At 70.8% G+C, this 26,329-nt stretch carries 29 protein-coding genes and 1 pseudogene; 19 read left to right on the top strand and 11 right to left on the bottom strand.

Going from position 1 to position 26,329, the window contains the following annotated elements:
* Positions 1 to 54: 54 nt before the first annotated feature.
* Entirely contained in the window at positions 55 to 717 is a 663-nt protein-coding gene (locus ACZ60B_RS21600) for a lysophospholipid acyltransferase family protein (RefSeq protein WP_469389269.1), read from the top strand.
* Between the two features lie 63 nt (positions 718 to 780).
* On the opposite strand, the gene ACZ60B_RS21605 is transcribed toward ACZ60B_RS21600, so the two are convergent.
* Positions 781 to 1,617: an endonuclease/exonuclease/phosphatase family protein gene (locus ACZ60B_RS21605; RefSeq protein ID WP_469389272.1), complete on the bottom strand. Its 837-nt coding sequence runs from the start codon at positions 1,615 to 1,617 to the stop codon at positions 781 to 783.
* Positions 1,618 to 1,879: 262 nt separating this feature from the next.
* Between ACZ60B_RS21605 and ACZ60B_RS21610 the strand changes: the two genes are divergently transcribed.
* The 4 genes from ACZ60B_RS21610 to ACZ60B_RS21625 all read left to right on the top strand — a co-directional run bounded on the left by ACZ60B_RS21610 (position 1,880) and on the right by ACZ60B_RS21625 (position 4,390).
* Positions 1,880 to 3,073, top strand: coding sequence for a cytochrome P450 (locus tag ACZ60B_RS21610; RefSeq protein ID WP_469389274.1), 1,194 nt, complete (start codon positions 1,880 to 1,882; stop codon positions 3,071 to 3,073).
* Between the two features lie 383 nt (positions 3,074 to 3,456).
* The gene (locus ACZ60B_RS21615; protein WP_469389276.1) at positions 3,457 to 3,825 is read left to right on the top strand and encodes a multicopper oxidase domain-containing protein; all 369 of its coding nucleotides are present in this window, start codon (positions 3,457 to 3,459) and stop codon (positions 3,823 to 3,825) included.
* The gene (locus tag ACZ60B_RS21620; RefSeq protein WP_469389278.1) at positions 3,813 to 4,115 is read left to right on the top strand and encodes a cupredoxin domain-containing protein; all 303 of its coding nucleotides are present in this window, start codon (positions 3,813 to 3,815) and stop codon (positions 4,113 to 4,115) included. Before ACZ60B_RS21615 ends, ACZ60B_RS21620 begins: the two co-directional genes overlap by 13 nt.
* Entirely contained in the window at positions 4,061 to 4,390 is a 330-nt protein-coding gene (locus ACZ60B_RS21625; RefSeq protein WP_469389280.1) for a cupredoxin domain-containing protein, read from the top strand. Before ACZ60B_RS21620 ends, ACZ60B_RS21625 begins: the two co-directional genes overlap by 55 nt.
* A gap of 89 nt (positions 4,391 to 4,479) precedes the next feature.
* Here ACZ60B_RS21625 and ACZ60B_RS21630 read toward each other — a convergent pair whose 3' ends face one another.
* The 3 genes from ACZ60B_RS21630 to ACZ60B_RS21640 all read right to left on the bottom strand — a co-directional run bounded on the left by ACZ60B_RS21630 (position 4,480) and on the right by ACZ60B_RS21640 (position 7,074).
* Positions 4,480 to 5,313, bottom strand: coding sequence for a class I SAM-dependent methyltransferase (locus ACZ60B_RS21630; protein WP_469389282.1), 834 nt, complete (start codon positions 5,311 to 5,313; stop codon positions 4,480 to 4,482).
* Between the two features lie 267 nt (positions 5,314 to 5,580).
* The gene (locus ACZ60B_RS21635; protein ID WP_469389284.1) at positions 5,581 to 6,138 is read right to left on the bottom strand and encodes a DoxX family protein; all 558 of its coding nucleotides are present in this window, start codon (positions 6,136 to 6,138) and stop codon (positions 5,581 to 5,583) included.
* 183 nt (positions 6,139 to 6,321) lie between these two features.
* A complete protein-coding gene (locus tag ACZ60B_RS21640) occupies positions 6,322 to 7,074 on the bottom strand; it encodes a helix-turn-helix transcriptional regulator (RefSeq protein WP_469389286.1) in 753 nt (250 codons plus the stop codon).
* Between the two features lie 122 nt (positions 7,075 to 7,196).
* Between ACZ60B_RS21640 and ACZ60B_RS21645 the strand changes: the two genes are divergently transcribed.
* The 7 genes and pseudogenes from ACZ60B_RS21645 to ACZ60B_RS21675 all read left to right on the top strand — a co-directional run.
* A complete protein-coding gene (locus tag ACZ60B_RS21645) occupies positions 7,197 to 7,736 on the top strand; it encodes a DUF2231 domain-containing protein (protein ID WP_469389288.1) in 540 nt (179 codons plus the stop codon).
* Positions 7,737 to 7,809: 73 nt separating this feature from the next.
* Complete coding sequence (locus ACZ60B_RS21650) at positions 7,810 to 8,259, top strand: hypothetical protein (protein ID WP_469389290.1); 450 nt, start codon at positions 7,810 to 7,812, stop codon at positions 8,257 to 8,259.
* Between the two features lies 1 nt (position 8,260).
* Complete coding sequence (folE, locus tag ACZ60B_RS21655) at positions 8,261 to 8,917, top strand: GTP cyclohydrolase I FolE (protein ID WP_469389292.1); 657 nt, start codon at positions 8,261 to 8,263, stop codon at positions 8,915 to 8,917.
* Between the two features lie 119 nt (positions 8,918 to 9,036).
* The gene (locus ACZ60B_RS21660) at positions 9,037 to 10,026 is read left to right on the top strand and encodes a BtrH N-terminal domain-containing protein (protein WP_469389295.1); all 990 of its coding nucleotides are present in this window, start codon (positions 9,037 to 9,039) and stop codon (positions 10,024 to 10,026) included.
* Positions 10,027 to 10,144: 118 nt separating this feature from the next.
* Positions 10,145 to 10,747, top strand: coding sequence for an ArsR/SmtB family transcription factor (locus ACZ60B_RS21665; RefSeq protein WP_469389297.1), 603 nt, complete (start codon positions 10,145 to 10,147; stop codon positions 10,745 to 10,747).
* The gene (locus ACZ60B_RS21670) at positions 10,744 to 12,045 is read left to right on the top strand and encodes an MFS transporter (protein WP_469389299.1); all 1,302 of its coding nucleotides are present in this window, start codon (positions 10,744 to 10,746) and stop codon (positions 12,043 to 12,045) included. Before ACZ60B_RS21665 ends, ACZ60B_RS21670 begins: the two co-directional genes overlap by 4 nt.
* 122 nt (positions 12,046 to 12,167) lie before the next feature.
* Positions 12,168 to 12,413, top strand: a pseudogene (locus ACZ60B_RS21675) (hypothetical protein); the annotation flags it as partial.
* Between the two features lie 292 nt (positions 12,414 to 12,705).
* On the opposite strand, the gene ACZ60B_RS21680 reads toward ACZ60B_RS21675, so the two are convergent.
* The 4 genes from ACZ60B_RS21680 to ACZ60B_RS21695 all read right to left on the bottom strand — a co-directional run bounded on the left by ACZ60B_RS21680 (position 12,706) and on the right by ACZ60B_RS21695 (position 16,828).
* Complete coding sequence (locus ACZ60B_RS21680; RefSeq protein ID WP_469389301.1) at positions 12,706 to 13,113, bottom strand: DUF3224 domain-containing protein; 408 nt, start codon at positions 13,111 to 13,113, stop codon at positions 12,706 to 12,708.
* 58 nt (positions 13,114 to 13,171) lie between these two features.
* Positions 13,172 to 14,434 carry an MFS transporter gene (locus tag ACZ60B_RS21685; protein WP_469389303.1) on the bottom strand — a complete coding sequence of 421 codons (1,263 nt, stop codon included), beginning with the start codon at positions 14,432 to 14,434 and terminating at the stop codon, positions 13,172 to 13,174.
* A gap of 95 nt (positions 14,435 to 14,529) precedes the next feature.
* Positions 14,530 to 15,642 (bottom strand): flavin monoamine oxidase family protein, encoded by a 1,113-nt coding sequence (locus ACZ60B_RS21690; protein ID WP_469389305.1) that lies wholly within the window; start codon positions 15,640 to 15,642, stop codon positions 14,530 to 14,532.
* A gap of 157 nt (positions 15,643 to 15,799) precedes the next feature.
* Positions 15,800 to 16,828 (bottom strand): alcohol dehydrogenase catalytic domain-containing protein, encoded by a 1,029-nt coding sequence (locus tag ACZ60B_RS21695; RefSeq protein WP_469389307.1) that lies wholly within the window; start codon positions 16,826 to 16,828, stop codon positions 15,800 to 15,802.
* Between the two features lie 124 nt (positions 16,829 to 16,952).
* On the opposite strand from ACZ60B_RS21695, the gene ACZ60B_RS21700 reads away from it, so the two are divergent.
* Both ACZ60B_RS21700 and ACZ60B_RS21705 read left to right on the top strand, forming a co-directional pair.
* Positions 16,953 to 17,846 (top strand): LysR family transcriptional regulator, encoded by an 894-nt coding sequence (locus ACZ60B_RS21700; RefSeq protein WP_469389309.1) that lies wholly within the window; start codon positions 16,953 to 16,955, stop codon positions 17,844 to 17,846.
* A gap of 113 nt (positions 17,847 to 17,959) precedes the next feature.
* Complete coding sequence (locus tag ACZ60B_RS21705; RefSeq protein WP_469389311.1) at positions 17,960 to 18,493, top strand: DinB family protein; 534 nt, start codon at positions 17,960 to 17,962, stop codon at positions 18,491 to 18,493.
* 85 nt (positions 18,494 to 18,578) lie between these two features.
* Here ACZ60B_RS21705 and ACZ60B_RS21710 read toward each other — a convergent pair whose 3' ends face one another.
* The 3 genes from ACZ60B_RS21710 to ACZ60B_RS21720 form a co-directional block, all read right to left on the bottom strand.
* Entirely contained in the window at positions 18,579 to 19,100 is a 522-nt protein-coding gene (locus ACZ60B_RS21710; RefSeq protein WP_469389313.1) for a hypothetical protein, read from the bottom strand.
* A gap of 54 nt (positions 19,101 to 19,154) precedes the next feature.
* Positions 19,155 to 19,751, bottom strand: coding sequence for an HD domain-containing protein (locus tag ACZ60B_RS21715; protein WP_469389315.1), 597 nt, complete (start codon positions 19,749 to 19,751; stop codon positions 19,155 to 19,157).
* Between the two features lie 158 nt (positions 19,752 to 19,909).
* Positions 19,910 to 21,382, bottom strand: a complete 1,473-nt coding sequence (locus tag ACZ60B_RS21720; RefSeq protein ID WP_469389317.1) for a hypothetical protein — start codon at positions 21,380 to 21,382, stop codon at positions 19,910 to 19,912.
* Between the two features lie 178 nt (positions 21,383 to 21,560).
* On the opposite strand from ACZ60B_RS21720, the gene ACZ60B_RS21725 reads away from it, so the two are divergent.
* From ACZ60B_RS21725 to ACZ60B_RS21745, 5 genes are all read left to right on the top strand, one after another.
* Complete coding sequence (locus tag ACZ60B_RS21725; protein ID WP_469389319.1) at positions 21,561 to 22,523, top strand: WGR domain-containing protein; 963 nt, start codon at positions 21,561 to 21,563, stop codon at positions 22,521 to 22,523.
* 251 nt (positions 22,524 to 22,774) lie between these two features.
* Positions 22,775 to 24,061, top strand: a complete 1,287-nt coding sequence (locus ACZ60B_RS21730; protein ID WP_469389321.1) for a M48 family metallopeptidase — start codon at positions 22,775 to 22,777, stop codon at positions 24,059 to 24,061.
* 210 nt (positions 24,062 to 24,271) lie between these two features.
* A complete protein-coding gene (locus ACZ60B_RS21735) occupies positions 24,272 to 25,063 on the top strand; it encodes a GNAT family N-acetyltransferase (RefSeq protein ID WP_469389323.1) in 792 nt (263 codons plus the stop codon).
* Positions 25,060 to 25,284: a translation initiation factor IF-1 gene (infA, locus tag ACZ60B_RS21740; RefSeq protein ID WP_469389325.1), complete on the top strand. Its 225-nt coding sequence runs from the start codon at positions 25,060 to 25,062 to the stop codon at positions 25,282 to 25,284. The genes ACZ60B_RS21735 and infA overlap by 4 nt, the downstream gene beginning before the upstream one ends.
* 151 nt (positions 25,285 to 25,435) lie before the next feature.
* Positions 25,436 to 26,161 (top strand): class I SAM-dependent methyltransferase, encoded by a 726-nt coding sequence (locus tag ACZ60B_RS21745; RefSeq protein WP_469389327.1) that lies wholly within the window; start codon positions 25,436 to 25,438, stop codon positions 26,159 to 26,161.
* The last annotated feature ends 168 nt before the right edge of the window (positions 26,162 to 26,329 follow it).

Here is a 26,329-nt window from a genome sequence, read left to right on the forward strand (position 1 = left end):
GGGCATCACAGCCGACGATGGAGGTCAACCTTGTCGAGATCGGGAGACCGACACATGCTCAGCCGCCTCGCCGACGTCCTGGTGCCCGCCGTCGGCCGCCTCACGATCACCACCGACGCGGGCGCCGAACTCGCCCCCGGCAGCATCATCGCCGCGAACCACACCTCGCTCGCCGATCCCGCCGTCGTGCTCGCCGCGCTGCACCGCCTCGGGGCCCGTCCGGTCGTCATGGCGGCTGCCGGACTGTGGCGCGTTCCGGTCCTGGGCCGCGCGCTCGCCCGGGAAGGGCACATCCCGGTCCGGCGCGGCGACCGGCGCGCGGCGGACGCCTTGAACGAGGCCGCCGAGGCGCTGGAGCGCGGACGCCTGATTCTGATCTACGCCGAGGGCGGTCTCCCGCACCGGACGGATGCCGCGGAGGCGGCACCCAACGCCTTCCGCAGCGGCTTGTCGCGGCTCGTCCAGCGCACGGGGGCTCCGGTGGTGCCCGTGGGTCAGGCCGGCGCCCGTCGGGTCACATCGGGAAACAGGACGAAGCAACTCGCGGGCTTGTTCACGGCACCGCTTCGCCGCCCGCGACTGCACGTGCATGTGGGCGGGCCGATCGACCTGACAGCGGACGGCGCCGCTCGCACGGAGCGTGCCCACGCGGCGGTGACGGCTGCCTGGCGCACGGCGGCCGCCCGACTCGGAGAACCCGCCGCGCTCGCCGCGTAGACCGTCGGTGGCGGCGTGGAGGACGGCGTCCGCCGACTCGAGCCGGTCGGGCCGGTGTCCGTGTCACTTCGACCGGATCAGCTCCGCCCGCACGCCGTAGTGGTCGGACAGGTAGGCCAGGCGGCCGTCGTCCAATGTCACCCGGTCCTGGAACACGAAGTCGGCGCCGCCGGTCAGCGTCTCCCCGGCCGCGGCCCGGACCAGTACGTGATCCAGGGCCGGCGGCGACGGCCATTGAGGTGTCGGCCGGTAGGTCGGACGGGTGTCGCCGGCGAGGACGTCGCGCAGCCCCGCTGTGGCGACGAATTCGGCGAGTGCCGCCGAGTCGCGCGGGAGGTTGAGGTCACCGACCACGGCCAAGGGCAGGGACGGGTCGATGGCCGCGATCAGCCCGGTGAGCCGGGCCAGTTCGGCACGGGCGATCCGTGTGTACCGGTTCGTGGGAGACCAGTCGTCGTCACGGTTGGCCGACAGGTGGGTGTTCACGACCACCAGTTCACCGTCCGGGGTGGCGACGGACGCCAACTGGGCGCCCTTGCGCATGAGAAGCTCACCGCGCACCGGGCTCGTCGTCGGGTACCGCACGAACCGCCATCGGCTGATCGGCCACCGCGACAGCAGCACCAGGCCGCCCTTGAGCACGGTCGAGCCCGTGCAGGCGAAGTGCCGGTACGCGGGAGCGGCACGGCGGATCAGCCGGGCGTTACGGCGGAACATGACCTCCTGCAGGCAGACGATGTCGTAGTCGGACCGGTCGAGAGCCGCGCCGAGGGCGCGCAGCCGGGCCGGGACGTCGCCGGTGAAGAGGGTGTTCATGGTCAGCAGTCGCAGCGCCATGACGAGTGTGTCGCCTTCCGTCCGGTGGCCTGTCGCCCCGTGCGGGGAGCCTGAGCCGCTCAAGGCGTTGATCGTACTGTCGCCCGTGCCGCCGAGAGACCCGAAGCCGTGGACGGGCGCTGCCGCGAGAGAGAAGTCCGGTGGCGTGCCGGTCCGGCGACCCGGCCCGACGCATCGGTCCGACACGCGCAGTCCCGGCGAGAACAAGCCACGGCCCCGGGCGCCCGAAGGGCTGGCGGTGGGGGCGGTCGTCCTGAAGTCTGGCCGCACATGCCTGACAGCGGACCCTCCCGGGGTGCCCGCATGACGACGGAGGCTGCCTTCGATGGAGCAAGTCGACGACGACGCACGGAAGATCCGCAGGGATCCCACCGGGCCCGGCTGCCCGATCGGCCGCGGGGAGGACGGCACATGGGAGGTGCGCGGCTACCCGGCGGCGCGCGCCGTTCTGCGCAGCACCGACACCGTGCAGGCAGGTCTGGGCATCGAGACCGTCGAGAAGCTGCCCGCCCGAATCCGGCGGCCCGTGCTGTACCGCGACGGGCCCGAGCACCGTGAACACCGCCGTCAGACCGCCCGTTACTTCACACCCCGCCGCGTGGACGAGCACTACCGGGAACTCACCGAGCGGGTCACGCAGAAGCATCTGAACGTCCTTCGGCGCGAGGGCGAGGTGTGGTTGGAGGACCTCACCTTCGGCGTCGCGATCGACGTGGCGTGCGGGGTGATCGGTCTGACCCACAGCAGGCCCGGCATCCAGCGCCGGCTGGAGCGCTTCTTCCCGGAGAAGTTCGGCAAGCCCGGCTTCACCAGTGTGCACGGGATCTACTGGCTGTTCCGCCAGAACAGCAACTGGCTGCGGATCTACCTCGCCGACGTCCGCCCGGCCGTCCACGCCCACCGCGAGCAGCCCGCCGACAACCTCATCTCGCACCTGATCGCGGAGGGCTGTTCGAACCCCGAGATCCTCGGCGAGTGCCTCACCTACGCCGCCGCCGGAATGATCACCACCCGCGAGTTCATCTCCGTCGCCGCATGGCATCTGTTCACCGACGCCGCCCTGCGCGAGCGCTACGCGAACGGCGACGAGACCGAACGCCTCGCGGTGATCCACGAGATCCTGCGCCTGGAACCCGTGGTCGCCCGGCTGAGCCGGCGGACCACCGGCGCCCTCGACCTGCCGGGCGCCGACGGCCCGGTCACCGTGCCCGCCGGCGCGCTCGTCGACATCCTCGTGGACGAGGCAAACACCGACCCGGAGGCCGTGGGGGCCACCCCCACGGCGGTCTGCCCCGGCCGGCCCGCAACGACCGGGCGGTACGCGGCCGCCCTGTCCTTCGGCGACGGACCGCACCGCTGCCCGGGTGCGGACATCGCCATGATGGAGACCAACGTCTTCCTCGGCCACCTCTTCGCCCTCGACGGCATCCGCATGCTCACACCGCCCCGCGTCACGTTCCAGGACGAGATCGGGGGCTATGTGATCCGCGGCCTGCGCGTGGCCGTCGACCGGGGGTGATGCCTCGCCGACGCGGCGCGCGTCCTGTGCGAGGGCGCGTGCCGCGTCCCGGGGCTCGCTCAAGAAGGTGACACCCGCGACGATCACTCGGATCGTGACCGGTCCCGCCGGAGTCCGGAACGCATGATGACAGCCCACGGCCGCCCGTCTTCCGCCCTTCGCGGGGCATGGGGGTTCACGTTGTCCGCACACGCCCGTCGCACCCGGACCGCCATCGGATCCACGCTCGCCGCACTCTCCCTGGCGGCGGGGTGCACCGCACCGCGTACCGAGGCGACCGCACTCGGCCGTTCCCGGCCGGCCTCCGCTCCCGTGCCGAGCGTGTCCCCGTCGTCGGCCCTCACCGCGCGGGCGACGGAGGACCTGCGCGACCCCCGCAGCTCGTGAGCCGCGACGGACTGCTCAGGACCCGGATCGTCGTCGAGCGCAGGAAGGCACGCCTGGCGGGCCGCGATCTATGGGCCCTGACGTACAACGGGACGTACATGCCGCCCACGCTGCGCCTGCGGCCCGGGGACCGGATGGAGGTCTCCTTCGAGAACCGGCTCGGCCGGCAGACGAACCTGCGCGTGCACGGCATGCACGTCTCACCCGTCGGCGACTCGGACAACACCTTCCTCACGGTCGAGCCGGACAAGTCGTTCACCTACAGGTACGCCTTCCCCAAGAGCCTGCAACCGGGAACGTACTGGTACCACCCGCACCCGCACCCGCTCTCCGCCGCCCAGACCGCGGGGGCATGGCCGGCCTGATCGTGGTCGACGGCCTCGACGGGTATCTGCCCGCGGCACTGCGCGGGATCACTGAACGCGTCGTCGCGCTCAAGGACTTCCAGCTCGTGGGGGACGAGGTCAAGACCGCGGACCTGAAGATCGGCTCCCCCACGACGCGTACCGTCGACGGACAGCTCGACCCGCGGATCCGGATCAGGCCCGGCGAGACCCAGTTGTGGCGCCTCGCGGACATCGGGCCAACGTCTTCTGCAAGGTGCAGCTGCCGGGCACCAGGTTCCACGTCGTCGCCCAGGACGGCTACCCGGTGAACCGGGTCCACTCCGTCGACTCCTCGGTCATCCCGGCCGGCGCCCGCTACGACGTGCTCGTCCAGGGCCCGAAGGCCGGAGCGTCGGAGCTTCGGGCCCTGCCGTACGACACCGGCAAGGCCGGCGACCAGTTCCCCCCGGCGACACTGGCCACGGTCCGCTCCGAAGGCGAACCGATGCAACCCGCGGCCCTGCCCACGGCCTTCGCGCCGGTGGACGATCTCGGCAAGGAATCCGTCGCGGGACGCAAGACCGTCACGAGGACGCGGGGATGACGGCCGTGCTCCAGATCGAGAAGTGACCGACCGCGGACCGCGTCCGGGCTCCCGGCGATCGGCCGGTGGCTGCAGCACCTTGCACGCGTCTACGCGGCGTTCCGGTGGGCGGTGACCATGAGGTACTCCCAGTCCATGACGCCGTCGGTGAGGTGCTGGGCGGCCAGGTCGTCGAGGGCCGCGTCGAGGGCCGCCACCCGCTCGGGGTCCCCGGAGACGAAGCCGTAGGCGGCGACGGTCGGCCCGTAACAGGCCTTGAAGAACTCCCGGAACTCCTGCGGCCGCGCGAACCGGTCCACGCGCAACCGCTGCCGGCGGGCATCGACGTCGGTGACGCGGTCCCCGAGCAGCGCGTGCACGTGCTCCGGGTCGCCCCACAGAGGTGGCGGCTGGGCGCCGGGCGGCGGCGGGGGAACGTAGGGACGCATCGCTACGAACATCTGCCCGATGAAACCTTCCGGGGTCCAGTTGATCAGACCGATGGTGCCGCCCGGGCGGCAGACCCGGACCAGTTCGTCGGCTGCCCGCTGGTGGTGCGGCGCGAACATGACGCCGACACAGGACATCACCGTGTCGAACTCTCCGTCCGCGAAGGGCAGGGCCTCCGCGTCCGCCTCCCGCCAGTCCACCCGGGCGCCGCGCACCGCGGCGAGGTTCCGTCCGACCTCCAGGAGCTCGGGCGTGAGGTCGCAGGCGACGACGTCGGCGCCGAGGAGGGCGGCGGGGATGGCCGCGTTGCCGGAGCCGGCCGCGACGTCCAGGACGCTGTCGCCCTGCCGGATGCCGCACTCCCGTACCAGCTCACCACCCAGGTCATGGATGACGTGCGACGCCACGGACGCGTAGTCGCCCAGCGCCCACATCGCACGGTGCTTCGCCTTCAGGACGTGGTCTGCACGGGCCTCGTCGCTCGCCTCGGTCATAACGAATCCCTCTGGTCAACTGCCGCTGCGGCCGGTCCTCACATCCTGGGTTCTACCCTGCCGACTGCGCCGCGGGCGGGTACGCCACGGCCGCGACGAAATGATCACCCCGCGGCAAGGGGCTGGCCGAGGTGGTCCGAGGCCGTCGTCCCGGCGGTGCCGAGGGCACCGGGCAGGCAGGTGCCGGGGTTCGCTGAACAGGCCGGCTTGCCGGCGTACGGGCTGACGGCCGGCCGGTTCGGGTGACCGGTCGGTTCGGGTGGCTGCTTACAGACTCAGTGTGATCGCGGCGGCCAAGCCGCCGAGGCCGAGGGCGAAGGCTGCCTCTCTCCAGCCGCCCGCGCCCCAGGGCAGGAAGCGGTCGGCGGCCAGTCGGCCAGGGCCGATGGCAGCGATCGCAAGGGCGACCACGGCGATGCAGACGCTGTATTCCACACCGCCGTCCGTCTCCCACAGGCCGTTGGCGCCGGTGACCGTGGCCATCGCATTGATCATGACGCCGATCAGGGCGGCCGCCGCGAGCGGGGTCAGCAGGCCGAGGGCCAGTCCCAGACCTCCCAGGAGCTCGGACAGACCGCCGATCACGGCGAAGACTTTGCCCGGCTGGTAGCCCAGGGCCGCGAATGCCTTGCCGGTCGCGGTCAGGCCCTGGCCTCCGAAGAGACCGAAGACCTTCTGGGCCCCGTGAGCGGCCATCAACAGGCCGAAGGTCAGCCGGATGAGCAGCAGACCGCAGTCGGCGGCGGTCACCACGGAGGTGGCGGTGGGCTGCGGTGCCGATGGTGTGGAACGAGCAGGACGGTGCACAGTGCGTTTGGTGGACATGGGAAGGCTCCGGTCGGAACGCCGCAACGGGCTTCCCCCCAGCTCAGGCATGCGCCGAGCACGTTGGTGCGGATGGGCCCCGCATGGATTCGCAGTGCGCGCCCCCCTTGCCGGCGATCTCCGTGCCGGGGCGGCGTGGCGTGCCGCGGCGGCGGCCCGCGGGGGCGGCCGGCCGGACTCACCTCAGCGGTCCTGGTCCACCTGGTCATCGTGATCGTTCTCGCTCGGGCCGAGCCGCACGCAGCACTCCCCCGGCTCGGGCGCGAGGACGGCCTGGATGCCGTTGACCTCCAGGCCGTCCAGGTAACCGCTCAGGAAAGCGTGGTTCATCCCGCACACCAGGTCGGGTGCTTTCGCAGCCAGGGGGTGGAAGGGGCAGTTGCGCAGCCGCAGCCGGGTGGAGGTCTCCCGGACGGGTTCGTAGCCGTACCGGTCCAGCAGGTGTTCGCACGCGGTCAGCCCCCGCTCGGGGCCCAGGCGGCCCGGGCGGGTCTCCTCCCGTGCGGTCTCGCCCATCTGCCGACCGCGCTGCCGTGCGGTCCGCACGGCCGCCTGCGTGGCGGTTTCGTCGGCGCCCTCGGTCAGGACGGCGTCCAGGAGCAGGTCCGCCAGGAGTCCGTGACGGCGCTCCGGGATGTTCACCGTGATCTGGGCGTCGGTGGCCTCGTACATCTTGGGCTGTCTGCCGACCTTGCGGATCCCGCCGGGCGTTTCGTAGTGCGCGCGCAGCAGGCCGGCCTCGACGAGCTTGTCGAGGTGGAATGCGGCGAGCTTGCGCGAGATGCCGATGCTGGCGGCAGCCTCGTCCCGGGTGACGGCCCGGCGCGCCCGCCGGATGAAGGAGAACATGCGGCGGCGCGAGTCCTCACCAAGGACGCTCACGGAGTCGATGGCGCTGTCGGCCGCGTCGGACCGCGCGCTGGGGTCGAAAGCCACACCACCACGATAACTCCCATCGGCATGGACACAAGTGCTCTTCACTCCCTTGCCTGCTGGGCACCTTGACACCTTCACCAAATAAGGCCAAAGTTCATTGGTGAAATTAGTGGGAGGTTGCGATGACCGGTGAGCCACTGTTCCAGGCGAAGCACCCCGTCAGCTCCGCACTCGCCGGCCCGTACGGCCACCCGTTCCACCCGATCCTGGTGACCGTGCCGATCGGCGCCTGGGTGACCAGCCTCGTGTTCGACATCGCCTCGCACGTCGTGCACCGTCCGGGCTTTCTGACCCAGTCCTCGCAGTGGCTGATCGCCATAGGGGTGATCGGTGCCCTGCCGGCGGCCACGGTCGGGTTTCTCGACCTGTTCGCGATCCCGGCAGGCACCCCGGCCTTTCGTACCGCCTTGGTCCACATGACGCTGAACCTGCTGGTGACCGCCGCCTACGCCGTCAACTTCGCGTGGCGCCACGGCGACCACGCCGACGGCGGGGTCGGCATCGGCATGCTCGTCCTGTCCGCGCTGAGCGTCGCGGCTCTGGGCGTCTCGGGATTCCTGGGCGGCAAGCTCGCCTACCGCTACGGCGTACGCGTCGCCGACGAGAACACCCAGGCCGAGGGATACGCACCCGGCCGCAGCGCCGACCGCCCGGCCGGGTGACCCGCCCGGGCACCCGCCACGACGGCCGGCGTCCTCCGGCTGTCTTCCTCACCGTCCCCCTCGGGAGTTCACCATGGACATCGCCGCACTGATCACCTGGGTGATCACCGCTCTCGGCGGCTTCTACCTGCTCGGCATCTGGATCCGGCGCGGGGGGATCAGCGGGGAACGGGCCGGCACCAGCCGCCTGCCCGCACCCGTCGTCCTCGGCCACTTCGCCCTGGCCGCGATCGGACTGGTGGTCTGGATCATCTACCTCGTGGCCGACAACAGTGCTCTGGCCTGGACCGCGTTCGGCCTGCTGCTGCCGGTGGCGCTGCTGGGTTTCGTGATGCTGGCCCGCTGGATCCCCGTCCACCGCGGCCGTGCCACCGCCGACGCGGCAGCCACGGGTTCCGGAACCGAAGGCACCGGCGTTGCCGAACGGCACTTCCCCGTACCGGTCGTGCTGGCCCACGGCCTGCTCGCCGTGGCCACCCTCGTCCTCGTGCTGCTCACCGCTTCGGGCATCGGGGGCAACTGACATGACCGGGCAACGCCACCGCACCACCACCCGCACGCACGCCCCCGCCGACGAGGACGCGACACCCGGGCGGCCTGCCCTGCACGTCGTCCACGAGTCCGACGGGATCGACCTGGCCGCCGCACAAGCCGCGGCCGGCCGGTTCCTGGCCGCGCTCGGCATCTCCACCACCTCCGAGAGCCTGCGCGACACACCCGAGCGCATGGCCCGCGCCTACGCCGAGCTGTTCACCCCGCGCCCCTTCGACCTCACGACATTTCCCAACGACGAGGGCTACGACGAGCTTGTGCTGGCCCGCCGGATCCCGGTGCGGTCGGTGTGCGAACACCATCTGCTGCCGTTCGTCGGCACCGCCCACGTGGGCTACCTGCCCGGCGCCCGGATCCTGGGCCTGTCGAAGCTGGCACGCATCGTCGAGTACTTCGCCTGCCGCCCCCAGGTCCAGGAACGCCTGACCAAGCAGGTTGCCGACTGGCTGCAGACCCATCTCGACCCCAAGGGCGTCGGCGTGGTGATCGAAGCGGAACACTGCTGCATGACGCTGCGGGGCGTCCAGGCGACCGGATCCAGCACCATGACCTCCACCCTCCTCGGCGTACTGCGTACGGACGCCCGCTCCCGCGCCGAATTCCTCGCCCTCACCGGCGCGGCCCACTGACCCCGGCACCGCGTGGCCGAACAGACCGGCAGGATCGGTGACAGAGTTCTTCCCGGCACCCGAGCACGACAAGAAGAACCGACGACCCGCCTGATCGTCCCCAGCCAGGAGAGCACGGCATGAGCACGGTAGTGGCCATCGATCCTCGCGGTTTGCAGCACTGCGAGACGACAGCACTGGGGGTGCTGCTGCGGCATCAAGGACTCGATCTGTCCGAGCCCATGCTGTTCGGCCTCGGCTCCGGTCTGTCCTTCGTCTACTGGGACGCCAAGAGCATGGACTTCCCCTTCCTCGGGGGACGGGTCAGGCCTTTCGAGCTCACCAGGAACCTGGCCGCCAGGCTCGGGCTGGACCTCCTGGTCCAGGAGACCACCTCCCCGCGCAGGGCATGGGACAACGTGGCGGCCCTCATCGACGCCGGCCACCCCGTCGGACTCCAACTCGACAGCTACCACCTGGACTACTTCGGCTCGAAGGTCCACTTCGGCGGCCACGTCGTCGCCATGTACGGCTACGACGACCACGACGCCTACCTGGTGGACACCGACCAGCAGGGCGGAGCGGTCTCCACCGGCCTGACCACCCTCGCCCGGGCCAGGGCCGCCCGCGGCCCGATGACCGCCAAGCACCGCTCCTTCGCCCTCACCGCTCCAGAGAACCTGCCCGCCCCGTACGGACAGATCGTCCCCGCCATCACCGCCTGCGCCGACGCCTTCCTCGACCCGCCCATCGCCAACCTCGGCCACCGGGGCATCGAGAAAGCCGGCAAGCTGGTGCGCACCTGGCTCCAGCGCACCGACAACCCCCGGCGAGACCTGCCACAGGCCGCCCTGCTGATGGAGAAGGCCGGCACCGGTGGCGCTCTGTTCCGCAACCTCTACCGCGACTTCCTCGCCGAATGCACCGGCCTGCTCGACAGCAGCCACCTGCGCACCGGCCACACGCTGTACGCCGAGGCAGCCACCCTGTGGACGGAGGCGGCAGCACTGATCAAGACCGCCGGCGAGTCGGGCGACGCGCGGTGCCTCGTCCGGGCCGGCTCGGTCCTCGGCGATCTCTCCCGTGTGGAGCGCGAGGCCATGCAGGCGCTCCGCCGCCTGGGGAGCTGACTCCCGAGCGGCCGGCCGACCGCGCGCTCCGGCCAGGCGCGACTCTGACGGACATCGCAACGGTCCGACAACGTATGAGAGTTGACTCTCACGTATTGTGAGAGAATACTCTCAGGTCATGGGACTTGGTAATCGCCTGGGCGACATCGAGATCACCGATCCGAAGGCCATGCGGGCGCTGGCACATCCTGTTCGGCTTGCGATCCTCGAACACCTGCAGCGGCACGGGCCTGCGACAGCGACGCAGCTGTCACCCGATGTCGGGGCCACCCCGTCCGTGACCAGCTGGCATCTGCGCCACCTGGCGGGCTTCGGACTGGTCCACGACGCCGAGCCCGGAACCGATCGCAGGGAACGCAGGTGGCAGGCTGCGGCACGGGGGTTCCGGTTCGAGGTACCGGAGGACGAGGAGGGCCGGTCCGCCGCACGGGTGCTGTCCCAGGAGATGTTCGTGCGCTCCGCCGACCTGCCGCACCGGTGGATGACTGAGACCGAACCCCGACTCGAAGCGGTATGGCTCAGGTTGGCGGGTCTGGCCAACACCCGCGTCGTGGTGTCCGCCGAGGAACTCGCGGTGATCGAGGACGCGATCGAAGGCGTCCTCGCTCCCTACGTGACACGCGATCCGGCACAGCGGCCGAGCGATGCCCGTGGCGTCCGTCTGCTGCGCTACATGCTCCCGGAGGGCACTGACGACGAGCAGCCAGGCGACAGCGCATGAACTCCCTGCCGACGTCACTGTGGCGAGACCGGCGGTTCGTCCGCTTCTGGACCGGGCAGTCGGTGTCGCAGTTCGGAGACCGTGTCTCCGAACTCGCGCTGCCCCTGATCGCCGTGACGGCACTGCACGCCTCGGCCAACCAGGTCGCGTGGCTGACCGCCCTCGTCTGGGCCCCGAATCTCCTCGCCATCGTGCTGGGCGCCTGGGTCGACCACCAGGCCCAGAAGCGCCGCCTGATGATTCTCGCCGATCTGGCACGTGCGTGCGTGTTGCTCACCCTGCCCGCCGCATACCTCGCAGACGCCGTGACGCTCGGCCAGTTGTACGCGGTGGCACTGCTGACCGGCGCCGCGGCGGTGCTGTTCAACACCGCCTATCCGCCCTTCTTCGCCCATCTCGTGCCGCGCTCGTCCTACATCGATGCGAACAGCAAGCTCAGCGCCAGTCGGTCCGCTTCCTACATCGCGGGCCCCGCCATCGGCGGTGCACTCGTCCAGGCCCTGTCCGCGCCCGTCGCCGTGATCGCCGACGCACTGTCCTTCCTGGCTTCTGCCGCCCTGCTCGGACCGATCCGGGTCGACGAACCGGTCATCGTTCCCGGAAAGGCGGACCGGTCCTCACTCCTGCGTCGTTCTCGAGAGGGGCTGGCCTTCGTGGTTCGTCACCCGGTCCTGCGGGCGAGCCTCGGCTGCGCGACGACCGTCAACTTCTTCACGTTCGTCGCGGGCACCGGTCTGATCGTGCTGTTCGCCGACCGGGTCCTCGCCCTGTCCGCAGGGACCATCGGGCTGGCGCTCGGTATCGGATCGACCGGAGCTCTTCTGGGCGCCGTGACAGCCCCGAGGATCTCGCAATGGATGGGCGTGGGGAGAAGTATCGCGGTCGGCGCGGTCCTGTTCCCGGCCTCCATCGCCATCGCCGCCACAGCGAACGGCCCGGCATGGGCCCGCGCGGGGGCCCTGGGCGCCACGGAGTTCTTCGCCGGACTCGGTGTGATGCTGTTCGACGTCAACCTCAACTCCCTGCAGACCGCCGTGATACCGGACGGCATGCGCAGTCGCGTGGCCGGTGCCTACAGCACCGTCAACTACGGCATCCGCCCCCTCGGCGCCGTCGCCGGAGGCGCGCTGGCCACCCTCATGGGACTCAGGGCAACCCTGATCGCTGCCGCCGCCGGAGGAGCCCTGTCACTGCTCTGGCTGCTCCCCTCCCCCATACCGGGCATCCGCTCCCTGACTCCCGATACCCCACTCCTCGAAACGGCCGAAAGCGAGCCCGCCGGGAGCGCCGACCGATAGTGTCCGCACGTGCGTTGATCTTCCGGGCGCGGCGAAGCACCGCCGCGGACGGTGCGGGCGACCCTGATGCCCAGGGGACGCCCGGGTGCCATGCCCGTCGACCCCGCTCAGGAGACAGCGCAATGACGGTTCAAAAACCCAGGTCCTTCGAGGCGTTCGTCGACCTTGCCGCAGCTGACTCAGCTGTCGTCGGCCTTGTCCTCAAGGGTTCCCGAGCTCATGGGGGCATGACCACCGAGCATTCCGACCACGATCTGTATGTTGTGCCGGCCGCCAGTGCCACGAAGGACCTCACCCGGTTCGCCGGACACCGCACCCCGGGACTTGACCTCGTCGTCCTCAGGGCCGGTACGTGTGTCGGCGCAGGGCGTTGAAGCAGGAACCAGTCGAGACGGTCAGCCGACCGTGGCAGGAATCCCCGGCCGTTAGGGCCTGTCCGGCGGATCAAGTCGCAGGAAAGCAACGATGCGGTATCAGCAGAGGTGAGCGGGGTCTGGTGCGTGCAGCTGCAAGGCGGAGGAGGGAGTCGACGCGGTGGGGGCACCTCCCGGCCGAAGGCTGGGGGACGTCGGCGAGTGACGACAACGCCGCAGCTGGGCGTGCCAGACCCCGCGTCTGCGGCATGATCCGCCGGACAGGCCCTAGGCCGGGGAGCGGAAGTCAATGGCCGAGCTCGTAGTCGAACCAGATCCGGTGGGTGCCGTCCGTGTCGACCGCGATGCCGCCGGTTCCGGTGATCCCGGCCAGCGCACCCGTGCCGCTGGAGGGCACGATGATGAAGAACTCGCCCTCCCTTCCTTCGCCCCGGGTCGTCGCGCTGTGTGCGAAGTTGAAGGCGCCGGCCTGCCCGTGGAGCGTCCCCTCGAAGGACTCCATCGCGACATACGTCCCCGTCCCGCCGGCCTGGTCGTACGCGGCGGTGAACAAGGTCGCGGATCGTCCGGCGATCTCACCTTCGTACTGCTTGGCCATCGTGGCGACACCGACGGGCAGCGCCGTCTCGATCGCGGGGCTCGGCACCGGAGCCGGGGTGAAGTCGGCGACTTTGAACGTTCCTGAAGCTCGCATCCCCGGATCGTATGCCGCACCACTGACATCGCCGCCGAACAATCCGGGTCCACGGTGCTCAGCTGCGGTACGCGGTGACTGCGACGGCGGGCAGGAGGGCGAGGGCGAGGATGCCTCCGGTCAGGGCGAGGGCGGGGTAGCCGGTGGCGGCCACCATGATGCCGGAGGCCATGCCGCCGGTCGCGCCCGCGATGGCGATGGAGACGTCGACCAGTCCCTGGGTCTTGGCGCGGGTCGCGAGCGGGACGGTGTCGGTGATGATCGCGGTGCCGGAGACCAGCCCGAAGTTCCAGCCCAGGCCGAGCAGGGCGAGCGCGAGGGCGAGCAGGGCGACGGAGTCGGCGGGCGCCGCGGCGGCGAGGACACCGGCGGCGAGGAGGGTGATGCCGGAGACGGTGGCCATCTTCATGCGGCCGTAGCGGTCGACGAGTCGGCCGGTGAGCGGGGAGGGCAGGTACATGGCGCCGATGTGGATGGCGATGACGAGGCCGGAGGCGGCGGTGCCGTGGCCGTGGTCGTGCATGTGGACCGGCGTCATCGTCATGATGGCGACCATGACGAGCTGGGTGAGGATCATCACCAGCGCGCCGAGGACGACTCCCCCGCGGCCCTCGTCCGGGCCGGCGGCGTCGGCGGTCCGGGCGGTTGCGGCGTCGGCCGCCTCGGCCTGGGCGAGGCTGCGGGCCATGAGCAGCGGGTCGGGTCGCAGCCATACGGCGAGGACGACGGCGGCGAGGGCGTAGGCGGCGCCGGACAGGATGAAGGGTCCGGCGAGGTGGGGGATGCCGAAGCGTTCGGCGAAGGTCCCGGTGGGAGCGGCGAGGTTGGGGCCCGCGACACCGCCGAGGGTGGTGGCGACCAGGACGGTGGCCACCGCGCGGGCCCGGTGGCCGGGGGCGGCGAGGTCGGCCCCGGCGTAGCGGGCCTGGAGGTTGGTGGCGGTGCCCGCGCCGTAGACGAACAGGGAGAGGAAGAGCAGCACCGGGTTGTCCAGGACGGCGGCGACGAGGACGCCCGCCGAGCCGATCGCCCCGGTGAGGTAGCCGGCCGCGAGTCCGGGGCGGCGGCCGCGCGCCTGCGAGACGCGGCCGACGGTGATGGCGGTGAGGGCGGAACCGGCGGTGATCAGGGCGCTGGGCAGCCCGGCGAGGTTCGTGGAGCCCAGCATGTCCTGGGCCAGGAGGGCGCCGACGGTCACTCCGGCGGCGAGCCCGGCACCGCTGAGGACTTGGGAGGCGACCAGGACCCGCAGGATGCGGCGCTGGGCGAAGGCGGCATCGGGTATGCGGGTCGTCGTGTCGGCGGCTGCGGTATCGGTCATGCTTCTCTTCCGGAGGAGGGTTGACGGCGTAGGGGGCACGGACCGGGAACCGGGCCCGGTTCGGTGAACGGTGATCCGGTGCGCACGCCTGGGCGTCAGCCGGCGTCGGGGACGTGGGTGAGGTCTGCGCGCAGGCCGTCGGCGGGCGCGAGTGCCGTCAGGACGGATCGTGCTGCTCTCTCCCCGGCGGCAAGGGCGCCTTCGACGTGACCGGCGTACTCGGTCGCCGTCTCGGTCGACGCCCAGTGCAGCCGGCCGGCCAGTGCCGGCCGCCGGTAGAGCGGGTGACCGAAGAGGGAGTGGTCGGTGAGGCGCTGCACGGTGGACGGGGACGTCCACTCCTCGGTGCTCCAGTTCTGTACGTGCAGCGCGTCGGGGGTGGCCGCGGCCGGACCGAAGAGCCGGGCGAGCTGGGCGACGGCGGCCTGTTCGAAGCCGGGCCGTACGGTGCGTGCGTGCGCGAAACCGAAGAGCGCGGCGGGCTCGCCCTCGGGACCTGACATGTCGTGGATCTCCTGGAGCGGCCCGGTCCTGCTGAACGCCGCGCCGGCCAGCCCGTCCTTGCGCCAGAACGGCGCCGGGTAGTGCGCGACGGCCTTGGCGACCGCCCCCATCCAGACCGGGGTGGCCTTCGCCAGCCGTACGAGGTCGGTGGGGAGCGCGTCGCCGAGGTCGACCCGTTCCGCCGCCAGGGCCGGAGGGACGGCCAGGACGACGTGCTCGGCGGACAGGGGGCCGGTCGGGGTGCGCACGGCGAGGCGGCCTTCGGCGTCCGGGCGGACGGCGGTGACGGGGGTGCGCAGCCGCAGTGTGCCGGTGGGCAGCGCGGCGGCGAGCGCGACGGCGATGCTCTGCGCTCCGGCGGCGAAGCGGCGGGAGGGGGCGTCGATCAGGTTGCCGGTCAGGCGGCGGGTGCCGGTGGTCTCCTCCAGCAGGGTGTCGCCGGCGAGGTGCTGGTCGAAGGTGTCGATGCCGCTGCGTGCGGCCAGGGCGCGGACGCGTTCCTCGCCGTCCCAGAACCAGGTGGCTCCCAGGTCCAGGGCCCGCCCGGGGTGCGAGGTGGGGGCGGAGAGCAGGCGCCCGCCGATACGGTCGCGGGCCTCCAGGCAGACCGTGTCGAGGCCGGCGGCGTGCAGCGCGGCGGCCGCGGCGAGTCCGGAGGCGCCGGCGCCGATCACGATCACGTCGTGGGTGTCCCGGTGGGACATGGAATGTCCTTTCTTCTCAGGCCGAACCCTGTCGGCGTCGGACGCGGACGTCAACCGCTCGGGCGTCGGACGCGGAGCGTGGAGCGCGGGCCGTCCGGCTGGGGTGGTGGCGCCGAGCCGATGCCCGCACTCGAGGCGGGGTGACCGGCGGGGGTGGTCACTCGCCGTCGGTGGTGTCGAGGACGATACGGAAACGGGCGGCGCCGGAACGCAGCCGGGTGACGGCCGCGTCGGCCTGCTTCAGCGGCATGCGTTCGATCAGGGGCCGTACGTCATGGGTGACGGCGAACTCCATCGCCTCCTCGGTCTCGCGCGGGCTGCCGGTCAGGTGTCCGGTGAGGGTGTGGCCGTTCATGACGAGCCCGGCCGACGGCACGGTCACGGAGCCCGCGTCGACGCCGACGAGAGTGAGCCGCCCATGCGTGTTCAGCCCGGTGAGCAGTTCGCCGACGGGCGCGGTGGAGGAGGCGGTGTGCACGATGAGATCGGCGCCGCCGACCATGCTCAAGGCGGCTCCGGGCGCCTGGGCGGTGCTGTCGATGTAGTGGTGGGCGCCGAGCTCGTGGGCGATCTGTTCGCGGCCCGTGCCGCGGGCGACGGCGATGGTCTCGTAGCCGAGCCGGGCCGCGAACTGGACGGCGAGGTGTCCCAGGCCGCCCAGCCCGAAGACGGCGACGCGGCCGCCCGCGCGGATGCCGGCCTTGCGGACGGCGTTGAAGGTGGTCACGCCCGCGCAGCCGAACGGGGCGGCGTCGAAGAGGTCGAGTCCGCCGGGGACGCGGGCGAGCGCGTCGGCGGGCACGGTGATGCTCCGGGCCCAGCCGCCCGGGTAGGACAGGCCGGGGATCTTGCGTTCGGCGCAGTGGACGACGTCGCCGACCCGGCAGTACGCGCAGTGCCCGCAGCCGCCGCCGAACCAGCCGACGGCCACCCGCTCGCCGACCTCCCAGCCCTCGACCTGGTCGCCCAGCTCGGCGACGACACCCGCGACCTCGTGCCCCGGAGTGACCGGGAAGGAGGTCGCCGTGCCGGTGGCCGCGGCCGTCGCGAGATCGGCGTGGCAGACGCCGCTCGCCACCACCGCCACGCGCACCCACCGGCCCGTCGGCGATGCCTGCCGGGCGACGGACGGGTACAGAGGGCCCCGGGGCTCGGTCACGACCATGGTCACAGAGGTGTCCGGCATGCGGCCCTTCCTTCGGGAGCAGAGCGACGCTCATAGCTACTGGTTATGCTGAATCGGCAGAGCCCCACCATAGGTAGCGCCTCAACAGCCCGGTAGGGGACGCCGATGAATGGAGCGATAAGCGATGGCTATGGTCGATCGCCTGAACCTCGAAGGGCTCCGGTACGCGCAGGCGGTCGTCGAGACGAAGTCGTTCAGCGCCGCCGCGCGCGCCTACGGCGTCACCCAGCCCGCCCTGTCCAACGGCATCGCCAGACTGGAGGAACGCCTCGGCGACAAGCTCTTCGACCGCTCCCCGCGCGGCGTGACCCAGACCGCGTTCGGCGCCCGGATCCTGCCCCTGATCGAACGGGCCCTGGACTCGCTCGACGCCGTCGCGGCCGAAGCCGGACGGCTGACCGAACCCGGCGGGCAGAAGATCCGCATGGGCCTCTCGCCACTGATCGGCTCCCCTCTGGTCGCCCGGGCCTTCAGCGTGGTCCAGGACCTCCTGGCGCCCCGCGACCTCGTACTGCGCGAGGCGAACATGCAGGAGTTGCGCGAATGTCTGCTGGCCGGTCAGCTCGACATCGTCCTCATCCCCGCCGTGGCCGCGATGCCGCGTTTCGAGCACCGGGTCATCGACGTCGAGCCGATGGTCGTCGTCAGCCCCGGCACCGCCGCGGACGCGGCTCCGCTCGAACTCGAGGAGGCCGGCAAGGAGTGCTTCATCCTCGTACCGGACACCTGCGGCCTGACCACCTTCACCACACAGCTCTTCCAGGCGCACGAGATGCCGCTGCGCACCTATCCGGGCGAGGCCGCCAGTTACCAGGTCCTGGAGGACTGGACGAAGCTGGGCCTGGGCTCGGCCATGGTTCCCCGCTCCAAGCTCACCTCGCCCGACGCGCCCCACCGGCCGCTGCTGAACGAGGGCCGCGAGGTGCAGATCTCCTTCGAAGCGGTCTGGAGCGCCGACTCCCCGCTCGCCACGGACCTCGTCCACCTGGCCGACCGTCTTGCCGCAGCCCGTCCCTAGTCCCTGCTCCCTGGCCGTACGCACTGCTTATGACCTGATTTCAGCGTGATCCTCTACCGAACCCCTGCACGGGGCACCTGACTTCCTCTACCGCACCGCCTGAGGAGGGCACCATGCACGAAATCACCGCGCTGCTGCGCGAGTACGACCGCGCCCGCGCCTACACCGACGAACTGTGGAAGGACCTCACTGCGGACGAGGTGACCTGGCGCCCGCACGAGAACTCCAGCGCCATCGGCTGGCACCTGGGCCACCAGGCACACGTCGCCCACTTCATGATCCGCAACCTCACCGCCGCCGAGCCCAGCCCCGACCCGGAACTGGACGCGCTCATGGACTCGGCGAACCCGGAGAAGTTCCGCGGGGCGCTGCCGACCGTCGAACGGCTCACCGCCTTCCGCGACACCGTCGCCGAACGCGTCCACGCCCGCATCGGCGACATCGCCGCCGGCAAGGTCGGCGCCCCCACCCAACTGAGCATCGTCGCCGACCACCTGCTGCTCGCTCTCATCAACCACGAGTACCAGCACGACCAGTGGATCAGCGAGGTCCGTACCGACGACCTCGGCCACGCGCTCCCGCCCGACCCCGCCTCGGACTGGCTCAGCCGCGTCGACGGCTACCTCGTCTGCAATCCCTACGGCTGACCTCGCCGACCTCCGCCCTCGAGGAGCACATGGAAGCGGAGCCGGTGGATCGGCCGGGACCTTTCGTCGGCGCCGGGTGCCACGGTCACTGCGCGGCAGGGCTGTCGTAGTCGTCGGGAAGGGGGCTGTGGCGTTCGGCGAGTGGGCCGACGCCGAGATCCTCGCGCATGAGCTTGCGCATCTTGGCGGCTGCTCTGCCGCGCGCCTCCCAGCGGTCGCGATCCTCCGGACTGCTGACAGGACTGCCGTCGACGTAGCCGTCGCAGATGCGTCGCAGGCAATGGAACACGCTGTCGGAGGCCTTGACGACGGGTTCGGGCGCGATGAGCCACATCCGTTCCGAGGCGGTGCCTATGCCTGAGTCCCGGAAGGCCTCGCGCAGCGCCAACGCCCGCTCGCCGTCGGACGGATGCTCTCGCTCGGCCAGGGACCGCAGGGTCTCACCGAGGGTCTTCACGGTGGTGGTGTACTGCGTGTAGATGTCGAGCCGCAGCCGCAGAGCTTCTTTGACGTCCTCGTGCCTCCACCTGTTCCGATCGGCGATGAGAGTGGCGCCGATGCCGATCGCGGCGCCGGCCAGGGTGGAGAGCAGTGGCAACCAGTCCATGCGGGCCAGCTTGGACCATCCCGCACCACCGGCACCAGGCAGAGCTCGGGACCTTCAGACGAGGGCGTGTTGATGCACGGCGGCCAAGTCGGTCAGGTCTGGTTCACCGAACTCCGCGCGCAGGCACGCGAACGCGGACACTTTGTCTCTGCCGAAGCGGCCGACATACCCGGCGTAGGAGTCCGCGGAAAGGAACTTCGGCGGATTGGACTTGCTGTGGAATTTGTCGGCGTACATCACCAGTCGCTCTTCGACGGACACGGCGATGTAGTCCGCGACCGGCAGCGGTAGACCTTGGCTTTCCACGTCGTGCTTCGTCAGCCCGACCCCTGTGTGACACGAACAGAACCGGCAGAGCTCCTCGGAGAATCCCTCTTCTGCCAGGATCTCGTGACCCAGCAGTCCGTGGCGCAGGTAGTTGGGTTCGTCGACTCTTCCGGTCTCGTCGACGAGCCGATAGACGCCGATGTCATGGAGCAGGCATCCGGCGCGTACGAGATCTGCGTCGAGGTTGCGCCCTGCCGCTGGGATCAGCTTCTCCGCAATGGACCAAACGATCTCACAGTGCGTGAAGACCAGGTCGAACGCCTCGGTGCTCGGCGCATACTTTTCGTGCAGCGAGCGGATCTCGGCGGGGCTTGGGGTCTGCATCGCTCAAGCCTAGAGGCTTCGCCCGGATCGCCGGCCGGATCCGCGACCCGGCCCGGCCGGACGGCCCGGTGCCGGCCGCCTTCCGGTACGGCGGCCAGGGCCTGTCCGACAATTCCCGTCGTCCGCCCGGAGGGCGGGCGGGAATTGTCGGACACGCCCTAGAGGCCCGCCCGGGTCAGCAGCCAGTCCATGCGCTCGACGGGGAGGAAGGGCGAGGCACCGGCGGCCTCCGCCACGCGCTCCGAGGGGTCGGCGAGGAGTCGGAGCAGGGACGGCAGCGGAAGATTGCGGTGGGGCGCGATCGCGCGACGGACACTCTCTTCGGGGTCGGAGGCCAGCCTCTCGGCGAGTGTCGGCGGCAGATCCGGGTCGCGGGGGGCGAAGGAGCGCAGGCGGGCCTCCGGGTCGGTGGCGAAGCGGCGCAGGGTTTCCACGGGGAAGGTGAAGACCTCCGCCTCGTCCCACCAGAACGTGTGCTTGTTCCGTCGCCGGTAACGGCGTTCGATGTTCTCGGCGGTCGCGGGATCGACCAGGTGCGGGGCGGTGTGCGCCATGGTGAGGCGGACGATCTCCTCCTCGTCGTCGAGCAGCCGGGCCACCGCGTCGGCGGGAAGGGCCTCGGCGGCGGCCGCCGAGAGGCGGAAACCGACGTAGGGCGAGTCGATGTGCGGCAGCGGATCGGCCGTGACCCAGGGCAGGCGCAGGGTCCTCAACTCCGTCTGCGCGGCGAAGTTCTGACACCATTGCAGGAAGGTTTCGTCGTCGGCGTCGGGGCTCGGTTCGGGGAGCGAGCGCGAAAGCTCGTGGACCGAGGTATGGATCTCCGCCCGCTCGTGCTCCGGTGTGTCCGGCCGGGCGAAGACCTTCACCCGGACGTTCAGGGCCGGATCGACGGCAAGGACCGCGCGGACCGAGGGCGGCAGGTCGGGATGCCGGGCGAGCTCGGCGCGCACCTCGCTGTCCGGATCACCGGCGAGCCGCTGAAGGGTGTCCTCGTCGAGAACGCTGTGGATCACCGCGCCCGCCCGGGTCACGGGGTCCGCCAACAGCGTCGGCAGCAGGTCCGGGGGCGGTATCGGATGCGGCGTGTGCGCGAAGTAGGTCGAACAGGCCGCGGCTCGGACCGTGGCCTCCGGATCGGTCAGCAGGACCCGGCGCACCGCTTCCGGCGCCTGGGGCCAGTGTCTCGCCAGCGCGGCGCGGATCGTGGGGTCGGAGTCAGCAGCGAGACGTGCCCGCAGGTCGGGCGGCGTATGACGACCCTGGGCCAGGTACTCACGGACCTTTGGGTCGGGATCGTCGACGAGCTGCTCCAGCATCTCCCTCGGGGCGGTCGCCGCATGGACGACGAGCGCGGCCCGCACCCCCTCGTCCCGATGGGCGGCCAGACGGATACGGAACCGGTCCGGCAGTCGGTCGTTGAGCGCCAGGCTGTGCAGAAGCCAGTGGTCGTCGATCGCGATGATCTCGGCGACCATGTCCTCGGTGAGGTCCGGACGCCCCGCCACCTGCCCGAAATCCCGCCGCCATCCGAACAGCCGCCGGACCATGGAGGCCGGCAGGGCCGAATTCGTCGCCAAGCCGTTCATCACCTTGCCGAGGTGAACGGGAGTCGCTGCGTCGGTGTCCATGTGGCCAGGATGTCGTCAACTCCGCTGCGGACAAAACGAGATCGCCGACCACCCGGGCTTGGAAGGAAATGCCCCTCCCGGTGTCCTGACCACCGGTGAAGGCAGGCTCACGGGCGGGCGATAGGGTCACCCGCGTGCGGTCCCGGCGCGGGCCTGCCGCAGCGGTACGGGAGGCCGGATGACCAGGTGGCGGAGGTTCGAACGGCAGGAGGCCACGCTCGCATACTGGGAGATTCGCCAGGAGGGGATCCGATGCTTCCTCCGGTGGGGCTCCGGCCGAACCCCGGGCAAGGCCAGTACGACGACGCTCGAGGACGAGGAAAAGGCGCGGCGCCACGCGGTGCGCAAGATCGACGAACGTCTCCGCAAGGGCTTCACCGAGGTGGACCCCCTCTCCGATCCGGCGGAAGCCGAGGCCGACAGACCGGTTCTGGACGTCATCACCGGGTCGGTCGGCCCATACGCGCCGGTGGCGGAGTACCGGCCGGTCGACGGCTTCGACGAGGTCTACCGCTGCGCGCGCACGCCCGATCGCCCGATGGGCTTCTTCGAGTACTACGTACTGCGTGAGCAGGGACGCAGCGCGGTCCGCTTCGCAGTGCGAGCCGACGGCCATCAGGACGGGGTGGTCGCGGCCTTCCTGGAGTTCCTGTGCTCCAGGCGTGACCTCGCTTTCGACGGCCGGTCCCACCACAAGGTGCCGTTGCCGAGCCCGGTCGGGTCCTTCGACCACGCGCTGTTCTGCTCGCCGGCACTGGGCCAGGCCTGCGCCGCCTACCCGGGAGCGGCGGCACGGGTGGCGACGGCCTTGCCCGTGTTCGACTGCGAGATCGGGAACGAGGACACGGAGGTGCTGGTCGACGCCCGCATCCACGGTCACGCCTCGCTGCCCTACAGCGACTGGGGGCGCTCGCCGTACCCCGCCGTCGACATGCGGTTCGACGTCCAGCCGTCGTACTACCGGCCGTCGCCGAAGTTCAAGGTCCACCGGGCGGCCGACGTCCAAAAGCTCATGGACGTACTGCCGGAGGCATCACCGCAGAGCTGGCTGGAAGTGCGGTCCTTCCGCGGCGAGACCTTGCGCCTCGAACCGGACACGTCCCTGTCCTTCGCTGACGTGTCGGCGTTTCTGGTCGGCTGAAGCGTCGGCCGGGCCGCCGTCCGCCGCAGTGTCCGAGTGATGGGATCGACCGCGATGTCCCGGTCGATCCCGCCCGCCGCGTCGGCCGCGAGCTGGACCTCCCGGGGTGGAGGCGTCCGGACGATTGCGACGCGATCACGGTTCGTCCCGTACGGACGACCACGCCTTCTATGCAGGTCAGGCGTGTGATCAGATTCGCACCGTACCGATGAGCGGCGGCTCGGGGAGGGCCGCGAGGGAGGGAAACCGCGATGTCTGACACTGCCACGGAGACAACACAGTCGTGCCCGGAATGCGCCGCGGAGATCCGCGGCGACAGCCGGTTCACCGTCTGGTGCGCCGCCTGCGACTGGAACGTGGACCCCGAAAGACCTCGGCCGGAGCCCGGACGGCTGGAACGAGCCGCGCGGGTCCTGGCCCGACGGCACGGCGAGCAGTTGCTCGCCGAGATGTCGAGCGGGCAGGAACTGCGCCCGTGGCGCGACGCCTCGGCGGTGTCGGCCACCGCGCTCGCCCTGATCGTGCACGGTGTCACGCTCGCGCTTGCCGTCGGCGGCATCTGGTGCGTGGTGGCGGGCTGGGGTGGTATCGGCATGGTGGCGGGACTGGTGCCCCTGCTGATGGCCTGGGCGCTCGCTCCGAGAGTTGGCCGTCTGCCCGACGACTGGCCGGTGCTGTTCCGGGCCGACGCGCCTGAACTCTTCGCCCTGGTGGACGAGGTGGCGGGGGCGGTCGGCACCCGGAGCGTGCACGCGATCGCCGTGGACGGGGACATCAACGCCAGTGTCACGACGTACGGCGTGCGCGGCCGACGGCTGCTGGTGCTGGGCATGCCGTTGTGGGAAGTCCTCACGCCCGAGGAGCGGATCGCACTGCTCGGCCATGAGCTGGCCCACTACGCCAACGGCGACATGCGCAACGGCCTGGTGGTCGGTACGGCGACGCGGACCCTGGCGCTCTGGTACAACACCCTCCGGCCGCATCAGCACCCGACCGCGATCGAGATGGCCGTCGATGCCTTCTGCCTGGTGCCACGGCTGCTGGTCTGGGGAATGCTGGTGCTGCTCGTCCGGCTGACCTCCCGGGCCGGGATGCGGGCCGAGTACCTCGCCGACAGGCTTGCCGCCCGTACCGCATCCACGCGGGCGGCGGTGGGCCTCATGGACCGGTTCCTCGTCTCCGGGTCGTACGGCGTCCTGCTGCGCAGCGAGACCAACCGTGCCGCCCTCGGCGGGCCGAGGTCCACCCGGGACGCCATGGCCCGGGCCGATGAACTGTGGGGGCGGCTGACCGCGTTCGCGGCGTCCGTCCCGGAGCACGAGTACGAACGGCAGCGGCGCGCCGGAGCCCGGCGCGGGCACCAGGTCGACACCACCCACCCGCCGACCCATCTGCGGCGCGCCTGCCTCCTCGGCGGGGAGCCCGCGACGGCCGTGGTGGTGCCGCAGGCCGGCCGGAGCGAGCAGATCGCCGCGGAGCTCGCCAAGGCCCGCGCCGAGGTGGCCCGTTGCCTGCTGCGCGACGGCTTCGAGGACTGACGCCTTCCCGGGCCGCTCCTCAGGAAAAAGGTTTTGAGCGAGGCGGCGCCCCGCTGCTACGTTCATGGCGGGCCGTTGAGTCGACGTTTGGAGGTGAGCACCGTGAACGCAGTTACCCGTGGGTGCTCCCTCGATCCGTCACGGTCCGGCGGCTGACGTCCGGTGTCGCCAGGAGCGCCTGAGACCAAGGCACTCCTGAAGGAGACTCCGATGAACACGAAGCCTTTCACATCCGGTCCGAGCGAGAACGCGGTGGTGATCACGCGCGTCGCGGACCGGCAATGGCACGCACTGGATGACGACCTGGTCGTCGGCCGTGGACATGCGCAGCACCGGCCCGACGGACGCCTGTTCGTCAGCATCGACGCCTGGCACGACGCCACCTTCGACCGGCTCGCGGAGGTGATGGTGGCGCAACTGCCCGCACCGCTGTACACGGTGGTCGACGAAGCCGACGCCGTGCTGACGGCCGACTGGCGGCGGGCCGGATTCACGGTCCGGCGCCGCGAGTGGGAGTACGCGGTGTCGACCGATCCACGAGTCACAGGGCTTGGAGCGGTCCGGCCGCCGGCGGGCGTGACGATCGTGCCCGCCGGTCAGGCGGACGAGAGGTTGCTGCGGGCGGTGGACCGTGCGATCCGTGGCGAGGTCGAGGCGAGCGTCGGGTGGCAGTCGATGCCCGCGGAGGTGATCTCCTTTCCCGAAGGCGACACCATCATCGACCCGTCGAAGTACGCGGTGGCCGCGGCGCCGGACCGCTACCTGGGTCTGATCCGGGTGGTGACGGCGAAGCGGCCGCGCATCGGACTGCTCGCGGTCCGCGCCGGCGAACAACGCCGCGGCATCGCGCGGGCACTGCTGGCCCACGCGCTGGAAACGCTGCGCCGCTCCGGATCCGCCGCGGCCTGGACCGAAGTCCAAGAGTCCAACCGAGCGGCCGCTGCGCTGTTCGGGAACATCGGCGCCCAGCCGATCAGCAGCAACCTGGAGCTGGTGCGATGACGAAGAACAAGAACGTCATCGAAGTCGAGGGCAAGGTCGTCGAATGCCTGCGCAGCGCCATGTTCACCGTGGAGCTCGACAACGGCCACCAGGTGCTCGCGCACATCAGCGGGAAGATCCGCAAGCACTACATCAAGATCATGCTGGAGGACCGGGTCCTGGTGGAACTCCCGCCGTACGACCTGACACGCGGCCGCATCGTGTTCCGCTACCGGAACTAGGGCGTGTTTCGCACGGCGGCTGATCCCGGGGCCCCGGTCACGACGTTCTCCGTGACCGGGGCCCCGACGACCGACGGCTGCACCGCCGCCCCATTCCCGCGTCGCGAAACCGGGTAGCTGCTCGGACCCGGCTCCGCATACGTTCGGCCGCATGGCCGACGACTGCTTCACCCATCCACGACTCGCCGCGATCTACGATCCGCTCGACCCCGACCGCAGCGACCTCCATGCGTATCTGCGGATGGCAGAGGATTTCGAGGCGCAACGCGTACTGGACATCGGTTGCGGCACGGGAGTGTTCGCACTCCTCCTGGCCGACCGCGGGATCGAGGTCGTAGGCGTGGATCCCGCCCAGGCATCCATCGACGTCGCCCGGACCAAACCGGGCGGTGAGCGGGTGCGCTGGATCTGCGGCGATGCGGCGGACCTTCCACCGTTGCGGGTCGACCTCGCAACGATGACGGCGAACGTCGCCCAGGCCATCACCGACCCGCGGACCTGGCGAAAGACCCTACGAGGAGCTCACGAAGCACTGCGGCCCGGCGGGCGTCTGATCTTCGAGACGCGCGATCCGGCCGGACGCGCCTGGGAAGGGTGGACCCGCGAGAAGTCCTGTCGCGTGACCAGGATTCCGGGCGTCGGCTCCGTCGAGAGCTGGGTTCGACTGATGGAGGTGAACATGCCTCTGGTGACGTTCCGCTGGACCTACCGGTTCGCAGCGGACGGACAGGTACTGACATCGGATTCGACGCTGCGTTTTCGCGAACGGGACGAAGTCGAGCAGGACTTGGACGCTCATGGATACGTGGTGGACGGCATCCGCGACGCGCCCGACCGCCCGGGAAGGGAGTTCGTCTTCCTGGCGCGACGTCCGTGACCTCATAGGTCATCTCAAGACGGAATCGCGAGCGTGTTCCTGACGGACCTCGCCCGGGACGCGGCCATGGTCGTCCGCGAGGAGGGGGCCCGGCGTTTCGGTACGGTCCGTCCGGTGATGTCGGGCGAACCGGGCCCACCCTCGTTCCTCGAGGATTCCCCCCGGGCC

It is taken from the genome of Streptomyces sp. NPDC104096 (assembly GCF_055584385.1).

Coding starts and splice junctions, on each gene's coding strand:
- ACZ60B_RS21690 (WP_469389305.1), bottom strand. CDS start 15,642: ATGTCCCACCGGGACACCCACGACGTGATCGTGATCGGCGCCGGCGCC.
- ACZ60B_RS21650 (WP_469389290.1), top strand. CDS start 7,810: ATGGACATCGCCGCACTGATCACCTGGGTGATCACCGCTCTCGGCGGC.
- ACZ60B_RS21730 (WP_469389321.1), top strand. CDS start 22,775: ATGTCTGACACTGCCACGGAGACAACACAGTCGTGCCCGGAATGCGCC.
- ACZ60B_RS21645 (WP_469389288.1), top strand. CDS start 7,197: ATGACCGGTGAGCCACTGTTCCAGGCGAAGCACCCCGTCAGCTCCGCA.
- folE (WP_469389292.1), top strand. CDS start 8,261: ATGACCGGGCAACGCCACCGCACCACCACCCGCACGCACGCCCCCGCC.
- ACZ60B_RS21695 (WP_469389307.1), bottom strand. CDS start 16,828: ATGCCGGACACCTCTGTGACCATGGTCGTGACCGAGCCCCGGGGCCCT.
- ACZ60B_RS21735 (WP_469389323.1), top strand. CDS start 24,272: ATGAACACGAAGCCTTTCACATCCGGTCCGAGCGAGAACGCGGTGGTG.
- infA (WP_469389325.1), top strand. CDS start 25,060: ATGACGAAGAACAAGAACGTCATCGAAGTCGAGGGCAAGGTCGTCGAA.
- ACZ60B_RS21710 (WP_469389313.1), bottom strand. CDS start 19,100: ATGGACTGGTTGCCACTGCTCTCCACCCTGGCCGGCGCCGCGATCGGC.
- ACZ60B_RS21720 (WP_469389317.1), bottom strand. CDS start 21,382: ATGGACACCGACGCAGCGACTCCCGTTCACCTCGGCAAGGTGATGAAC.
- ACZ60B_RS21630 (WP_469389282.1), bottom strand. CDS start 5,313: ATGACCGAGGCGAGCGACGAGGCCCGTGCAGACCACGTCCTGAAGGCG.
- ACZ60B_RS21685 (WP_469389303.1), bottom strand. CDS start 14,434: ATGACCGATACCGCAGCCGCCGACACGACGACCCGCATACCCGATGCC.
- ACZ60B_RS21665 (WP_469389297.1), top strand. CDS start 10,145: ATGGGACTTGGTAATCGCCTGGGCGACATCGAGATCACCGATCCGAAG.
- ACZ60B_RS21680 (WP_469389301.1), bottom strand. CDS start 13,113: ATGCGAGCTTCAGGAACGTTCAAAGTCGCCGACTTCACCCCGGCTCCG.
- ACZ60B_RS21610 (WP_469389274.1), top strand. CDS start 1,880: ATGGAGCAAGTCGACGACGACGCACGGAAGATCCGCAGGGATCCCACC.
- ACZ60B_RS21600 (WP_469389269.1), top strand. CDS start 55: ATGCTCAGCCGCCTCGCCGACGTCCTGGTGCCCGCCGTCGGCCGCCTC.
- ACZ60B_RS21705 (WP_469389311.1), top strand. CDS start 17,960: ATGCACGAAATCACCGCGCTGCTGCGCGAGTACGACCGCGCCCGCGCC.
- ACZ60B_RS21635 (WP_469389284.1), bottom strand. CDS start 6,138: ATGTCCACCAAACGCACTGTGCACCGTCCTGCTCGTTCCACACCATCG.
- ACZ60B_RS21670 (WP_469389299.1), top strand. CDS start 10,744: ATGAACTCCCTGCCGACGTCACTGTGGCGAGACCGGCGGTTCGTCCGC.
- ACZ60B_RS21715 (WP_469389315.1), bottom strand. CDS start 19,751: ATGCAGACCCCAAGCCCCGCCGAGATCCGCTCGCTGCACGAAAAGTAT.
- ACZ60B_RS21725 (WP_469389319.1), top strand. CDS start 21,561: ATGACCAGGTGGCGGAGGTTCGAACGGCAGGAGGCCACGCTCGCATAC.
- ACZ60B_RS21620 (WP_469389278.1), top strand. CDS start 3,813: ATGGCCGGCCTGATCGTGGTCGACGGCCTCGACGGGTATCTGCCCGCG.
- ACZ60B_RS21745 (WP_469389327.1), top strand. CDS start 25,436: ATGGCCGACGACTGCTTCACCCATCCACGACTCGCCGCGATCTACGAT.
- ACZ60B_RS21660 (WP_469389295.1), top strand. CDS start 9,037: ATGAGCACGGTAGTGGCCATCGATCCTCGCGGTTTGCAGCACTGCGAG.
- ACZ60B_RS21700 (WP_469389309.1), top strand. CDS start 16,953: ATGGCTATGGTCGATCGCCTGAACCTCGAAGGGCTCCGGTACGCGCAG.